At 59.8% G+C, this 14,741-nt stretch carries 13 protein-coding genes; 1 reads left to right on the plus strand and 12 read right to left on the minus strand.

Annotated elements, in window-relative coordinates; translation table 11 throughout:
* Positions 1–50: 50 nt before the first annotated feature.
* The 4 genes from ACLBWT_RS00075 to ACLBWT_RS00090 form a co-directional block, all read right to left on the minus strand.
* On the minus strand, positions 51–1,070 hold the full coding sequence (locus ACLBWT_RS00075) for a DUF4184 family protein (protein ID WP_447661099.1): 1,020 nt from the start codon (positions 1,068–1,070) through the stop codon (positions 51–53).
* A gap of 42 nt (positions 1,071–1,112) precedes the next feature.
* The gene (gene lepB / locus ACLBWT_RS00080; RefSeq protein WP_447661100.1) at positions 1,113–1,670 is read right to left on the minus strand and encodes a signal peptidase I; all 558 of its coding nucleotides are present in this window, start codon (positions 1,668–1,670) and stop codon (positions 1,113–1,115) included.
* A 266-nt stretch (positions 1,671–1,936) separates the two neighbouring features.
* Positions 1,937–3,151, minus strand: a complete 1,215-nt coding sequence (locus tag ACLBWT_RS00085) for an MFS transporter (protein WP_447661101.1) — start codon at positions 3,149–3,151, stop codon at positions 1,937–1,939.
* Positions 3,152–3,305: 154 nt separating this feature from the next.
* Positions 3,306–6,125: an ATP-binding cassette domain-containing protein gene (locus tag ACLBWT_RS00090; protein WP_447661102.1), complete on the minus strand. Its 2,820-nt coding sequence runs from the start codon at positions 6,123–6,125 to the stop codon at positions 3,306–3,308.
* A gap of 133 nt (positions 6,126–6,258) precedes the next feature.
* Between ACLBWT_RS00090 and ACLBWT_RS00095 the strand changes: the two genes are divergently transcribed.
* Entirely contained in the window at positions 6,259–6,870 is a 612-nt protein-coding gene (locus ACLBWT_RS00095; RefSeq protein ID WP_447661103.1) for a biotin transporter BioY, read from the plus strand.
* An 88-nt stretch (positions 6,871–6,958) separates the two neighbouring features.
* Here ACLBWT_RS00095 and ACLBWT_RS00100 read toward each other — a convergent pair whose 3' ends face one another.
* The 8 genes from ACLBWT_RS00100 to ACLBWT_RS00135 form a co-directional block, all read right to left on the minus strand.
* Positions 6,959–8,122, minus strand: coding sequence for an iron-containing alcohol dehydrogenase (locus ACLBWT_RS00100; protein ID WP_447661104.1), 1,164 nt, complete (start codon positions 8,120–8,122; stop codon positions 6,959–6,961).
* Between the two features lie 17 nt (positions 8,123–8,139).
* Entirely contained in the window at positions 8,140–8,640 is a 501-nt protein-coding gene (locus ACLBWT_RS00105) for a RicAFT regulatory complex protein RicA family protein (protein WP_447661105.1), read from the minus strand.
* Between the two features lie 135 nt (positions 8,641–8,775).
* Positions 8,776–9,348, minus strand: coding sequence for a phosphate propanoyltransferase (pduL, locus tag ACLBWT_RS00110; RefSeq protein ID WP_447661106.1), 573 nt, complete (start codon positions 9,346–9,348; stop codon positions 8,776–8,778).
* Between the two features lie 338 nt (positions 9,349–9,686).
* Positions 9,687–10,559 carry a 2-oxoacid:ferredoxin oxidoreductase subunit beta gene (locus ACLBWT_RS00115; RefSeq protein ID WP_447661107.1) on the minus strand — a complete coding sequence of 291 codons (873 nt, stop codon included), beginning with the start codon at positions 10,557–10,559 and terminating at the stop codon, positions 9,687–9,689.
* Positions 10,546–12,297 carry a 2-oxoacid:acceptor oxidoreductase subunit alpha gene (locus tag ACLBWT_RS00120; protein ID WP_447661108.1) on the minus strand — a complete coding sequence of 584 codons (1,752 nt, stop codon included), beginning with the start codon at positions 12,295–12,297 and terminating at the stop codon, positions 10,546–10,548. The genes ACLBWT_RS00115 and ACLBWT_RS00120 overlap by 14 nt, the downstream gene beginning before the upstream one ends.
* Positions 12,298–12,450: 153 nt before the next feature.
* Complete coding sequence (locus ACLBWT_RS00125) at positions 12,451–13,419, minus strand: dipeptidase (RefSeq protein WP_447661109.1); 969 nt, start codon at positions 13,417–13,419, stop codon at positions 12,451–12,453.
* Between the two features lie 111 nt (positions 13,420–13,530).
* The gene (locus ACLBWT_RS00130) at positions 13,531–13,791 is read right to left on the minus strand and encodes a stage V sporulation protein S (protein ID WP_447661110.1); all 261 of its coding nucleotides are present in this window, start codon (positions 13,789–13,791) and stop codon (positions 13,531–13,533) included.
* Positions 13,792–13,917: 126 nt separating this feature from the next.
* Positions 13,918–14,712 carry a TIGR00282 family metallophosphoesterase gene (locus tag ACLBWT_RS00135; protein WP_447661652.1) on the minus strand — a complete coding sequence of 265 codons (795 nt, stop codon included), beginning with the start codon at positions 14,710–14,712 and terminating at the stop codon, positions 13,918–13,920.
* Positions 14,713–14,741 lie beyond the last annotated feature (29 nt).

The following is a 14,741-nucleotide window of genomic DNA, read 5'->3' on the forward strand; positions in this document are numbered from 1 at the left end:
ATGGAAGCGGCAAAAAGCCGGGAGCAGCTCCCGGCGAATACATTCATGGACTATCGGGACATGCGGATGCCGCCTCTGTGTTCGGCGCGGACCATGCCGCTCCCTCCGATTCGGGACAGCAGCCATACCCCCAGGGAGAACAGCCATATGTACAGCAGCCAAGCGGCGGTGCCTTGCCCTTGGTTGCCCGGATTCAGATCCGCGGCCATCCGATAGCCCTTGAAGGCGGCAATCACGGCAGCGAGCAGCAGCAGCCCCATCATGGCGGCAGGCAGCCGCTTGCTCTCCGCTCCGGCAGACAGCACTCCCGCGACGAACAAGCCGAAGAGGGCCGAGGAACAGCCGGCTACGAGCCACAGGACGATATTGTCCGCCCTCGGCTCGAAGAGGATCTTGCCTGCCATCAGCAGGAATCCGGCGGCTGCGGCCGCCGCTGTCGCCCCCCATTTCCGAGCCGGCTTGCTTCTCTTGCGGCGGCGGCCTTCCTTCATGTACCAGCGGATGTAATCCACGAGCAGCCAAAGGCCGGGCAGCAGCAAGCCGAGGAATGACAGCCCGTATTGCAGCCATTTATACAAGGGGAGCCCCGCTTCGAGCCGGTACAGCGAGTGATGCCTCGTAACCAGCCATCCGCTCGTATGCGTCATCCCGTCGACGAAGAGATGCGACCAGAAGCCGATGAACAAGGACAAAAAAAAGAGTGCCCAGCCTGCGGCGCTTCCCGGAGTGCAATCACGGCGTCCAAGCAGCGTTTCGGCATATCGGTCGACGCCGCCCAAGGATGGCAGAAGCTTCGGCAGGACAGGCTTCAGAATGTTCTGCCAAGCCGATAGGAAAGCTAGGCTCAATGGTATGCCCATCCATACAAATCCTGTCAGCGAATGTCCGATGCTACGATAGGAGTTCATGGCGATGAAATATTCCATGTCCGGGATCATGCTGCCTAGAACGAGCCCACTCAAGCTCAAGGCGGGTACAAGCCGGCGCAGCGGCGCGGCGTAGAGCGGATGGGAAAAAGTGAACGGCATGAGCGCCTCCCTTCGGTGATAGCGAATGAACAGGATTTCCATTGCTCCTCTTTCCTTTCGACAAGAGCCTTCTCGGCTCAGGCTTCAGTCCAAAGGTCCAGCCTTGCCGAGCGGCCACAGCCGGAATACGATCTTGCCCTCCAGGCTGCTCCTGCGGATCGGCCCCAGATCCCTGCTGTCCTCGCTATGCTCGCGATTGTCTCCCATGACGAATACCGTCCCTTCCGGCACCGTGTACGGAAGCCTCAATCCTTCCGGGAAAGTCGCCCCCTTGGCGTAAGGCTCCGTCAGCACGGCCTCGTTGAGATACACGGATCCATCCCGGAAATCCAGACGGTCGCCGGGCAGTCCGATCACCCTCTTCACCAGCCTGAGAGGGCTTTCCGGTCCATGGATGATGACGATATCCCCTCGCTGGGGATTCCCGAAGCGATAGGCCAGCTTGTTCTCGACCAGCCTCTCGCCTTCCGTAAGAGTCGTCTGCATGCTGATGTTGCGCACTTCCGTCTGCGCGAAAGCGAACTGCTGAAGCAGCAGCGAGGCAAGAGCTGCGACCAGGAGCGTAAGGAACATCTCTGCCAAGCGCCGGCGCTTGCCGGGCGGCTGCAGATCGCCCTGAGGGATGGACGGAACGTCAGGCATATCGGTTCTCCTTCCGGGCTTGCCGTCATGCCCATAGGTCGACGGCAAGCGATAGGATCTGATTCATTGACGACAGGACGGCTCCGAAAGTTTCTTGGATCAGGACGGCCGCCCTCCCCGGCCTCTGGATGATTAAGGTCATTGATCGAGAAAAAGATGGCCGTCTGAGGAAAGCCGGCCGTTAACCCGGATAAAAAAAAGCCGCGTCTGCGCGCGGCGGAACAATCCGGATGAAGCGGTCAAGCGCCCTTGAAGCCGTCCGCAACTCATCCGCGGAGGCTTGCGGATTGCGGCAAATCCGGCCCGGCCTTGTCGCGGCTGCCGGCAAAGAAGAGCAGCGTGCCGATCCATCCGCAGGCGGATGCGATCAGCAGCATTAGCGTGAGCTGGCCCGAGAAAGCCGTGCCGAGCAGCGGTCCGATCGACCCCCGGATGCCGAACAGCATGAGATGGAGGCCGAATACGGTTCCTTCGCGACCGGGAGCCAGACGGAACACGAAAGCGAGAATGCCGATATCCCATATCGCTTCCCCGACTCCTTGCACGGCGTTGCCGACGATGACCGCCTCGTATGTACCCCATAAGCCGTAAAGCATCGGGACGACCGCGTAAGCGCATATGCCGCATAACAGCGTATGGCGGATATCGAATCGGTCCAGCACCCTGCCGGCGATCAAATACGTGAGCAGCAGCGCTGCAAAATAGGCGACCCGCGCATAGCCCGCTTCCGTGCTCGTCAGATTCAGCACCTGCACCTGCACGATCTGGTACAGCGGATTGGCCAGCATGTTGCCGAATCCGGCAAAAGTCGTCGCGAGGAGGAACACGGCCAGCGGACGGTTCGAGCGCACGAGCTCCCACTGGGACCGGAAGCTGAAGCGCGCCGGCGGCACCGCTCGCGGCGGCTGCTTGCGGAGCTTCATCGTATTGAAGAGCAGAATGGACGATACGCCCATGACGGAAGCGGCAATAAGCGGGCCGGATGGCCCCGACGCATCCGCCCAGATGCCGACGAGATAGGCCAGCGGGATGGTGACCGCCCCTGCAGCCATCCTGACGTACCCCATCAGCCGGCCTCTCAGCTCGGAAGGATAGACCTGCGAGATGAGGGAGGCGTAGGCTGGCGCCTGGATGCCCATGAGCAGCTGGAAGATCACAGCTGCCGCGACGTATACGCCCGGCTCCGGGAACAAGGCAGGAAGAAACAGCAGCAGCCTGCCGATCAGGTTGGGCAGCACGACGAAAGGCATCGGCCGGCCGCTCCTCTCGACGAGGGAGGCCCATAACGGGGATAATACAAGGCCGATCGCCGGAGCGGCAGCCAGCAAGCCGGCTTGAAGATCGGATGCTCCCTGCTTGAGGGCGAACAGCAGGTAAAACTGGTTCATGACGACATTGAACAGGCTGAACAGGCAGGCTGCGGCAAGGTCGATCCTGGCATTCAGCCAAACGCGCGGACTCATGACCATGCCGAACTTCAATAGGCGGGCTCTTGAACTTCGCCCTCTTTCTTCCACTATGAACACCTTCGCTTCTCTCTCGGATGCCGGACGGAGGCCTTGATGGGCCTCTGCCATTATGCTCCATTATCCGCGATCTCAGGTCGGGTGTATACCCCTTTTAAACGCGTTTTTCCTATATCCGGGCGAGTATATGGAGTCCTCCCCACAGGATGGCGCCAGCCGCCATCACCAGTCCGTCCCGCATCGACAGCCGCAGCTTGAATGCGGATTTTTTTACGCCGTCTCCCGCCCCGAACCCTTTGGCTTCAAGCGCATCAGCAGCCCTGTCCCCAAGCCTGAGGATCGACAGCATGTACGGCACAGCTGCCCGATACAGCATGGAAGGAGGCACGCGGCCGGGACGGCTCGCGAACTTCCCTCTGGCAGCCCCGATCATCGCATAACGCTGCCATTCCTCGGCCAGCATGGGAATGAAACGGAACAGCAGGCTGATCGGAAGGGTGATGCGGGCAACAGGCAACCCGGCTTTGGCCAGCGGAGCCAGCAGCTGGTCCGCTGCCTTTTGCAGCCGGAACGGCTGCAGCAGGGCGAGCAGCGGCAAGCCGATCAGCATGACCAGCATGAGCCGCAGCATCCTCAGCAGCATGTCCGCCGCAGGCTCCCATTGGAATTGAAGCGGCGCGAAGCTGATGCCCGCAACGGCTGCCAGCGTCAGCACGAATACGCCGTAGCCCTTCACGGCTCCTGCGTAGATTTGGAGAGAGGAACGCAGCGGAACGAGGATGGCCAGCGCCAATGCCAAGGACACCCCGATTCCAAGCCAGCTTTTCTGGGAAAGGACGCCTGCGGCGACCATCAGATACGCGGCGATAAGAGCGCGCGGATCGATCGTACTCCCTTTGTCTTTACTTTCCCTCTCTTTCCGATCCGCTTCTCGAATCTCTGTTCGAGCCTTTTTCCCGGACTGTTCCAGAGTGTTAGTTCGAGCCCCTTGCCCGGACTGTTCCACATCGTCGGTACGTCTCGCTGCCTGATCTTCGGCTTGATCTTCCCGAGTGTCTGCAAGATCTGTTCCTTGCATGTTCTCTCTCTTGCCCTTGGAAGCTCTCTCCGGAGAAACTGCCGGGTTCTGGAAAGCAAGCCGTCCAGCCAGCTCTGACGGGCTGAGCCACGGGATGGAGTCGGCTTCCAGCAGCCCGAAACAGGCGGCAGCCTGCAAAGCCTGCGGAGCTCCGGCTTCCCAGGCGATCGAACGGGCATAGCGGGATGCCGCCATGACCTCGCGGACAACGCCGCCTTCCATGATGGCGACCTCGTCCGCGATCGGCAGCAGCGCGTCGAGGCTGTGGGCGGCAACGACGGCGCCGCCCCCCGCAACGCGGTGCGCCTGCAGAATGGAGCATAGCCGCTCCGTGCCTTCGGCATCCAGCCCGGCCGAAGGCTCGTCCAGCAGCAGCCACTCCGGCCTCCCCATAACGATGCAGGCGAGCGCCAGCCTCCGCTGCTGCCCGCCGCTGAGAGTCCAAGGATCCCTTTCCAGCAGCTCCGCGTCCAGACCGGCAGCTTCCATCGCTTCGCCGATCCTCCGGCTCCTCTCCTCTTCGGCGAGCCTGTAAGGCTTCGCGGAATAATGAAGCTCCTCCTTCACGCTTTTGGCGAACCATTGCGTCTCGGCTTGCTGCAGAGCAATACCCAGCGACAGCAGGACGTCGCGGTTCGGACGCCGGCCGCTCCAGAGCGGCTCTTCTCCGAGCCGAATCAACCCTGACGCCAGCGGCCGGACACCTCCGGCAGTTTCCAGCAGCGTCGATTTTCCCGATCCGTTGCTTCCGACGAGCAGCGTCAGCTTGCCCCCGCGAAAGCATGCCGAGAAGCTGCGGCTTCCGTCCGCTCCGGAAATTTTCGGAACGGCTTCGCTGAGAATCAAGTCCCGGGGAACGGACCGCAGCTTCAGCATTTCCAATGAGGGCAAACTCCCCGGGACGACAGCAGAGGGAGCAGCCCGGAAGGCATGGGAAGCCGAAGCCGTTCCATGCGCGCTCCATGCTTCCGCGAGCTCGTCTGCGTTCAACGGCATGGCGTCCATGCCGAAGCCGAGGGCGTTCAATTCCATGGCCGTCCGCGCGGCGAAAGGGGCTTCCAGACCCGCAAGACGACAAGGCGATTTTCCGGAAGCCAGCGGGCTGAAAAAGCATTCCGAGCTCCCTTTCCATACCATTCTTCCGTCTTTGAGTGCAAAAACCCGGTCTCCGGCTTCAAGCTCGTCCATATTCTGCGTCACCCATACGATCGCGATGCCTCGTCTCTGCATGGCGCGGGCATGCCTCATCAGCAGGCGGGCCGAATCGTTGTCCAGCATCGACGCCGCTTCGTCGAACAGCATGGCCGGAGAGCCGGCTGCAAGCGCTCCGGCTGCCGCGAGCAGCTGCTTCTGCCCTCCCGAGAGGGTGGATACGGGAACGTGCATCAAGGCGGACAGGCCAAGCTCGGCCAGCGCCTCCTCCGCCTTCGGAATGATATCCGCTCCGTTCATTCCTGCATATTCCAAAGCCATGACGAGGTCTTCCCAAGGCGTTGACCCCGTTATGGCGGCCTCAGGCTGCTGGAGGACGACTGGCAGCGGCCTGGCATCAAAAGGCGAAGGCAGCATGCGGGTAATGCTCATCTCCGCTTGCGGGTTTCTGCCGAGGCCGGCCAGGCTGCGCAGCAGGGTCGATTTTCCGCTTCCGTTGGCCCCTACGATATGAACCCATTCCCCCTGCCTGATCTGCATCGTAATGCCTTGAAGAAGCGGTTCCAACTGCTCAGGAGCCTCGGGGTAGACGACGAGGCCGGCGACAGACAAGAGCGTACTCCCTTCTGCGCCCTGGAACGTTCCGCTCCGTTCATCGCCTTGTCCCGGCGACCCGGCTGTTTCCTCTCGATGAACCCGCTTTGGATCCCATTTGCCAGCCTCTGCCGTCTCGGCCTTTTCTTCCGATGCCTTGCTCATATCTTCCCGCCTTCCCAAATTTCCCTTCCCAACGAAGGCAAGCTGTGCTAAAATCCGTTTTGTTAACCAAACATCATTCATTATCGGTTAACATTATAACTTGATTCCACTGATTTGAGGAGTGAAATTTATCATGTCGTCATCCCAATCGCTGCGCAGGGCCGTGTTCATTGCCTTGTTCGGAGCCCTGTTCGTCGTGTTCAATTCCATCACCATCAGCACCGGGATGTCCTCGCTCGTTCCGTTCACCCTGCAGACGATGGCCGTCGCCCTCATCGGCGCGTTCCTCGGAGGCAAGGACGGATTTCTGAGCATCCTGCTCGTCAACCTGCTCGCCCTGGCCGGCTTGCCTCTGTACCGGGGAGGAGGACTGGCGCATATGACCGGACCTACCGGCGGCTTCATCTGGTTCTTTCCGATCTCGGCGCTTATTATCGGCCTGCTCGTGACGGCCATTCTTCGCAGCAAGGCGGGGCGCCATCCTGTCGCAGCGTTCGCGCTCATTCTCGTCGTCATGGAAACGTTCGGCTCGCTGTTCGTCTATGTAGGCGGCATCCCATGGATGATGCATGTCACGGGCTTGTCGTTCGACAAGGCGATGGCGGTCGGCTGCTACCCTTTCCTGCTGCCCGATCTGCTTAAAAATGTCGCCGCGGCCGCCATCACCGTCGCGCTGCGCTCCTATTTGCCCGTCATGCGGCTGAAGTCCCGCTCTCGCGCCTTTCCAGCCGGCAAAGCGGCCTGACGCCTGGCCTGACACATCCCGCAGCACGATCCGGACCTGAACAACAGCAAAGAGCCGCGCATCCAGCGCGGCTCTTTGCTTTGTCTGCTTAAAGGGACATACGGTAAATATTCAGGACATCCTGACTGTCCAGCTTGCGGAAGTTGCCGATCTGGCGGCCTGGCGCCGCCTTGGTCGCCATCTCCTCCAGACGCTCTTCTCCGATGCCGTAATCGGCCAGCCTGGACGGGGCTCCGAGGGAAGTCCAGAACTCCCGCAGCCTGCGGATGCCTTCTTCCGCGATCTCTTTGTCGCTCTTGCCATCCGGCTCGACGCCGAATACATGAACGGCGAACTGACGGAATCTGCCGACATTGTCGTCCAGCACATAGGTCATCCAGTTCGGGAACAAAATCGCAAGCCCTCCGCCATGAGGAATGTCATATACCGCGGACAGCGCATGCTCCATGTCATGGTTCGCCCAGTCTCCCAGCGTTCCCATGCCGAGCACGCCGTTCAGGGCCATCGTGCCGCTGTATAGAATCGTAGCCCGATGCTCCAGGTTGCCGAGATCTCCGACCAGCTTGGGAGCCGTTCCCACGACGGCGCGCAGCACCGATTCGCAGAAGCCGTCCTGGACTGGCGTGAGCGGATCGTGATGGAAATACTGCTCGAACACATGGGACATCATGTCTACGATGCCGTATACGGTGTGGTCCTTGGGAGCCGTCGCCGTGTAGGCCGGATCCAGCACGGAGAAGCGAGGGAACACATGCGGGCTGCCCCAGCCATGCTTCTCCTCGGTTTCCTCGTTCGTGATGACGGACCCGCTGTTCATTTCCGAGCCGGTAGCGGCAAGCGTCAGAACCGTGCCGAGCGGCAGCGCGTCCTGCACTTGAGCCTTGCGGCTGACGATATCCCAGAAGCTGCCGTCGTATTTGGCCGCGGCCGCGATGGCCTTGCCGCAATCCAGCGTGCTGCCTCCGCCCGCCGCAAGCACCCAGTCGATGCCGTTCGCCCGGCATAGCTCGGCACCGCGGTGGACGGTCGACAGCCTCGGGTTCGGCTCGACGCCGGCAAGCTCGGTGACCTTGCAGCCGGCATCGCCGAGCACGGTCATGATCTCGTCGTACAGGCCGTTTTTCTTGATGCTACCGCCGCCGTACACGAGAAGCACGTTGGAGCCCAATTGAGCCGCTTCCTTGGACAGCTGCTGGAGCTGCCCTTCCCCGAAGTACAGTCTGGTGGGGTTATGATAGACAAAATTCCTCATCTAAATCGTCTCCTTTTCTACTCGTCGCAGCTTTCGGGATCCTCGGGCTTCGCGCCGTCGAGGGCAATCTTGTCGGCAACCGTATCCTGAATGATCGATACGACCATCTGAAGCAAGTAGTTGATATCGGCCTGGCTTTGCTGGAATTCGCCGACAATCGGAATTCCGTCCAGCTCATCCTGCAGCTGATCCATTTCGGTTTCGATCTTCTGCACCATCGTCGAGTTTTTGAACGTCTGCTCGAAGGCGACGAGCTCCTTCTGCTTCTTCTTGAGGCCGGCCATCAGAGACTGGACGCGGTCGTTGCCCTGAATCTGCTTCTCCGCGCGGCGGAACACCTGGACTTCCTCCGAGGAATAAATCAATCCCGCCAGCTCGCGGGCTTTGGTCATGATATCGTCCCGTACGAGCAAATCCCGGGTATTGTACACTTCAACCGGACAATTCGGCCCGTGATCGTGAATGCTGGAATGCTTGAGTCCCGCCATCGAAGGCGAGGTGCTGCTCTGCTCTGCCATTGCCAATCGCTCCTGTCTCATCCGCCTTGCGGCCAGAGAATTATGGTCCCCCGTGCAGGTTATTCCAAGGTTTCATTATACCAAAGTCGGAAACAAAAAACGACTGCCCTCATGGGCAGCCGCAGCTTCTTCCTTCTAGCCGATGATTTCGGCTGTGTCTCCGGTCTGGGCGCCGCTTGCGTTCGCTTCATCCGTATCGATATGCATGTCCAGCGCGAAACTCGGAGATACACGGGCGATCACGTTTTCGAACACGAGCCCGCGCTCTCCTCCTACCCGCACCTTCAGCTGCTGCTGGTCCTGAATGCCCCATTTCTCGGCGTCGTCGGTATGGAAGTGAATGTGGCGCGCCGCCACGATGACGCCTTCCTCGATCGTCACTTCCCCGGCAGGACCGGTGATCGTAACGCCGGCGGAGCCGCTGATGTTGCCGGACTCGCGCACGGGAGCCTTGATTCCCGTCGCGAAAGCATCCGTGCGGGAAATTTCCAGCTGGGTCGACTTGCGGGCAGGTCCCAGAATGCGGACTTTGGGAAAGGAGCCTTTGGGACCGCTCACCGCGACCGTTTCATTCGCGGCAAATTGGCCGGGCTGCGACAGCGGCTTGAATTCGGTGAGCTGGTAGCCTTGGCCGAACAAGGCCTCGACATGCTCCTGGGATAAGTGGATATGGCGCGCGGAGACGCCTACAGGTACGGTTTTGTTCATGATCGTCTCATCCTTTCCGGCGGTTCTCTATATAGGGCGTTACCTCTCATGGGGCAAGCTCAAGCGAAAAAGCATACGGCTCATGGAGGAGCGTATGCCTGGCGTCGCTGATTCCATTATACTAACCGGCGGAAGTCATGTCGAATCGCCATTGTTGACGTTTTTCGGTCTATTTGGGTTGAATGGCCAGGATGTCATGCGTCCATGCGAATACAGGAGTATGACGTCAAATATGGAGATTGTACAGAGGCTCCGCTCCGGATCACAATCAAGGGACCGGAAAAGTTGAAAAAAGCCCGGCTGCTCCCATAAGGAAGGCGGCCGGGCCGGCGAAGCTTCTAGACAAAATCCTTCAATAGCTTGTCGAACTCGTCGCGGGAAAGCTTGAGATCCTGGTTCGCAAGACCCTGCTCCGCAAATCCATTGACGAGATTCTCGTACGAGCGGCGCTTCGTATCCTGGTAGACGAGGCCGGTAACCAATCCGTTTGTCTCCATGATCTTCGTCATGGCGGCGAGGCGGTTCGACGGGTCGTAGCCTTCTCCGGCTTCGCCGTCGAGGTTGACGATGTTCTCCTTGAACCAGTCGTAGGTATTGACCTTGTTGAAGGTTACACACGGGCTGAATACGTTGATGAGCGAGAAGCCTTCATGCTTGATGCCGGCTTCGATCAGCGCGGTCAGCTGCTTGAGATCGCTGGAGAACGATTGGGCGACGAACGTCGCGCCTGCCGACAGAGCGATTTCGAGCGGCGACAGCACGGATTCGATGGAGCCTTCCGGCGTCGACTTCGTCTTGAAGCCTTCGGCGCTGCGGGGCGACGTCTGCCCCTTCGTCAAGCCGTAGATCTGGTTGTCCATGACGATATATGTCATATTGACATTGCGGCGGATCGCATGGACCGTATGGCCCATGCCGATCGCGAAGCCGTCGCCGTCGCCGCCCGAGGCGATGACGGTCAGCTCGCGGTTGGCCAGCTTGACGCCTTGCGCGATCGGGAGCGCCCGGCCATGGATGCCGTGCAGGCCATAGGCGTTGATGTAGCCCGAGATCCGGCCGGAGCAGCCGATCCCGGAAATGACGGCAAGCTGCTCCGGCTCCAGGCCGACGTTGGCGGCAGCGCGCTGGATCGCCGCCTGGATGGAGAAGTCGCCGCAGCCCGGGCACCAGTTCGGCTTGACGTTGTTGCGGAACTCTTTAAATGTTGCCAACGGGGGTCAACTCCTTTTTGGATGCTTCGTACACTTCGGACGGAAGGAACGGATTGCCGTCGTATTTGAGCACGCTGCGGATTTTGTCCGCGTATCCGCAGTGCAGCTTGATTTGCGAAGCCAGCTGGGCCGTTGCGTTGTTCTCCAGGACGATGACCTGCGCAGCCTGGTCCAGATAAGGAGCCAGCTGCTCCGTCGGGAACGGATGGATCTGCCGCACCTGCACATGGTTGGACGTGATGCCGTCCTTCTCCAGGCGCGAGCGGGCCTCATCGATCGTTCCGCCCGTGGACCCCATGCCGATGATCAGCAGGCTCGGCTTCTCATGAGGAGCGTCGACGCGGATCGCCTCCGGAATCTGCAGGGAGGCCAGCTTGCCCAGACGTTTGTCCATCATGCTCTTGCGGTTCGCGGCGCTCTCCGACGGCCTTCCCGTCTCGTCATGCTCGACGCCGGTCACATGATGCAGGCCGCCCTTGTCGCCAGGCAGCGAGCGCGGGGAAACCCCGTCCCCGGTAAGCTCGTAACGCTTGAACAGCTGATGCTGCTCCAGCTCCGGCAGCTCGCGCTGCAGCTTGCCGCGGCGGATCTCGATGCGGTCGTAATCGATCGGCTCGCAGCTTTGCTTGCCGAGGGACAGCTGCAGATCCGTCATGACGATGACCGGCACCTGGTATTCCTCCGAGATGTTGAATGCCTCCACCATGTCGTAGAAGCAGTCCTCGATGGATGCCGGCGCGATGACGACCTTCGGAATCTCGCCATGCGTGCCGTAGACCATCGCGTTGAGGTCGGATTGCTCCTGCTTCGTCGGCAGTCCGGTCGAAGGGCCTCCGCGCTGCGTATCCACGATGACGAGCGGCTGCTCGGTCATTCCGGCGAGACCGATCGCCTCCATCATGAGGGACAAGCCAGGCCCGGCGGATGCCGTCATCGTGCGCACGCCGGCATAATTCGCGCCGATCGCCATCGTCACAGCCGCGATCTCGTCTTCCGTCTGGACAACCGTGCCGCCGAACTTAGGCAGCTTCTTGATCAAGTATTCCATGATCTCGGATGCAGGCGTGATCGGATATGCGCTCATGAGCCTGCAGCCCGCCGCGACCGAGCCGAGGCCGATCGCTTCATTGCCGATCATGAACAGCTTCTGCTTGCCGTCGGCCGGTTCGAGGGCGAACTCCTCGAGCGGACCTCCCGCCTGCTCCAGCACGAATTCGGCGCCGCGCTTCACGGCTTCGACGTTCTTCTCGACGATTGCCGGGCCTTTGCGGCCGAATTCCTCTTCGACCGCTTTGTTGAACACTTCGAGCGGAAGGCCGAGCAGCGCCCAGGATGCGCCGGAAGCGACCATGTTTTTCATGAGCGATGTGCCGAGATCCTCGGCGATCGACGTGATCGGCACAGCGAACAGCCGCGCATCGCTTCCTTCCGGCAAGGCAGGATTGAATTTCGCGTCCGCTACGACAACGCCGCCGGGGCGAAGCTCGGGCGCGTTGAGATCGATGCTTTCCTGGTCGAACGCGACAAGAATATCGAGATCATCCGAGATGGCCCGGATGGGAGATGTGCTGATGCGAATTTTGTTATTGGTATGTCCGCCCTTGATCCTCGAGGAGAAATGACGGTACCCGTATAAATAATAGCCGAGGCGGTTGAGAGCGGTGGAGAAAATCCGGTCGGTGCTCTCCACGCCTTCGCCCTGCTGGCCTCCTATTTTCCAAGACAGCTGACTGATCACTTGCGTCCAACTCCTCATCTGCGTATGAGACCTTTTTCACAATCTCCATAAATTTTATGCCCCAACCTTTAAAAATGCAAGGCATTATCGAGAAAAGCTCTCATACAGGAATCCGATGGAACCTATAACAGATACTGATAGTTGCCTGATGTCTCATTCCGCCGGCAGCTCGCTCAGAAGGAAGGAAACCGCGTTTCCGTTCAAAAAAGCTGCGGCTTGCCGCGCTCCGAACTCGCTTACGAGAGCGGAGCGCAGCGAGCGGACGTCGCCGGGATGCCGAAGGCCTTCCACATACTGCTCGATGCCGTCGAAGTCGGACCCGAGCATGATGTGCTTTTCCCCTCCCAAGGCGCATATATGCTCGATATGGCGAAGGATGTCGCTGATATGCACCTGCTCCGCGCTGCTGACGAAATAAGGCACGTAAGTCATGCCGATCCTTCCCCCCAGCGCAATGAGAGCCCGAATCTGATCGTCGGTCAGATTTCTCGGATGGGCACAGACTGACTTCGCGTTGGAATGCGATGCGATGAACGGCCTCTCTGTCCGATCCGCCAGTTCCCAGAACCCTTTTTCCGTCAAATGCGACACATCCAAAATGATGCCGAGCTCGTTGCAATGCCGGACCAGCTGCCGACCCTTCTCCGTGAGTCCGCCTTGACGTTCTTCCATGACCCCGTCGGCTACCCAGTTCCCATAGTTCCAGGTCAGGCCAAGCATCCGGACTCCCAGCCTGCGCGCAATGCGCAGCATCGCGAAGTCGCCTTCCAGCCCGTCCGCTCCTTCCAGCGTCAAGAGGGCGGCGATCCGGCGTTCGGCAAGACTGCGCTCAAGATCCCGCCTGTTTCCCACGAACCGGTAGGCATCATTGGAGACGATCTTTTCGTAGAAAAGGTCGATGCTTCTGAGAACGGCGTCGAATGTCTTCGGCCTGCTCTCCGTCAAATAAATCGCGTAGGCCTGAAGCATATAACCTGCTGCCAGCTGACGGTCAAGCGTCACGTCGAGCTGCCGGCTGTCGGAGCCGCCAGCGGCTTGGCAGACGTCGAGCTCCGGATTTCTCAGCAGCTTGCTGAGCACGTCGCAATGCAGATCCGCGACTCCGAGTACAGGGTGTTTCATGGCCTGCAGCCTCCTGTTCCGTTTTGCATGATATGAATCCATAGCCTCAAATGGACGCAAAAAAACCTGCTTACACCGTAAACAGGTCGAATGGGATAAATTGTCCGGTCGTCAGCGCGGCTCTACGATCAGCTTGATGGCTGTGCGGTCTTCGCCGTCGATGACGATATCGGTGAAGGCGGGGATGCAGATGAGGTCTACCCCGCTCGGAGCGACGAAACCTCGGGCGATGGCTACCGCCTTGATCGCCTGATTGATGGCTCCAGCCCCGATGGCTTGCAGCTCAGCAGCTCCACGTTCCCTTAGAACTCCAGCCAGTGCCCCTGCGACGGAATTTGGATTGGACTTAGCGGAAACTTTTAATACTTCCATGGAAAGTACCTCCTCGGGAATGATGGGTAGCTGCGGCTCTACACTACTTTCATACCTATTCGAGAGAGGACAAAAAATTCCTTCTTCCATTCCGATACCCGTCTCCAGGGCTCGCCAAAGTTCTTATCAGTACATCGCTAGAGAGGTCTCGGTCAATCGAATTTTGTCCAGCTTCGCAGACTGTCCGGTCGTTTCGTCCATATGGACAAGGAGTCCGTGCAGATGCCAATCGCCTTCATCCACGACAAATCTCGACGGAAGGCCGGTCAGGAACTTGTGCAGCACGGCGTTCCGCTCCATTCCGAGGATGCCGTCCATCGGCCCGGTCATGCCTACATCCGTCAGATAGGCGGTCCCGCCCGGAAGGATCCGGTCGTCGTTCGTCTGCACATGGGTATGCGTGCCGACGACAAGACTCGCCCTGCCGTCAAGATACCAGCCCATCGCGATCTTCTCGGATGTCGCTTCCGCATGGAAGTCGACCATGATGCAGCGGGTTTCTTCTTGCAGCAGCTCCAGCTGCTCATCCGCCACGCGGAACGGATCGTCATTCGGCGGCAGGAATGTCCTGCCCTGCAGGTTCAGGATGCCGAGCTTCTTGCCGTTCACCTTGATGACAGCCGCTCCGCGGCCTGGCGATTGAGACGAGAAGTTGGCCGGGCGGACGATCCTCTCCTCATCGTCGATCCACTCGAAGATGTCCCGGTTGTCCCAGGTGTGGTTGCCCATTGTAATGCCGTTGACTCCCCAGTCAAAAAACTCTTTGGCGATCGCGGCCGTAATTCCCCTGCCCGCCGCTGCATTCTCGCCGTTCACGATGATGATGTCGGGATTATATTTGGACCGGAGAGCGGGCAGCGCCTTGCGCAGCGCCGTGCGGCCGACGTTGCCGACGATATCTCCGATGAACATGACTTTCAACATGACTTGCCTCCTTCGGATTGCAAAGA

Source organism: Paenibacillus sp. D51F, from assembly GCF_053345695.1.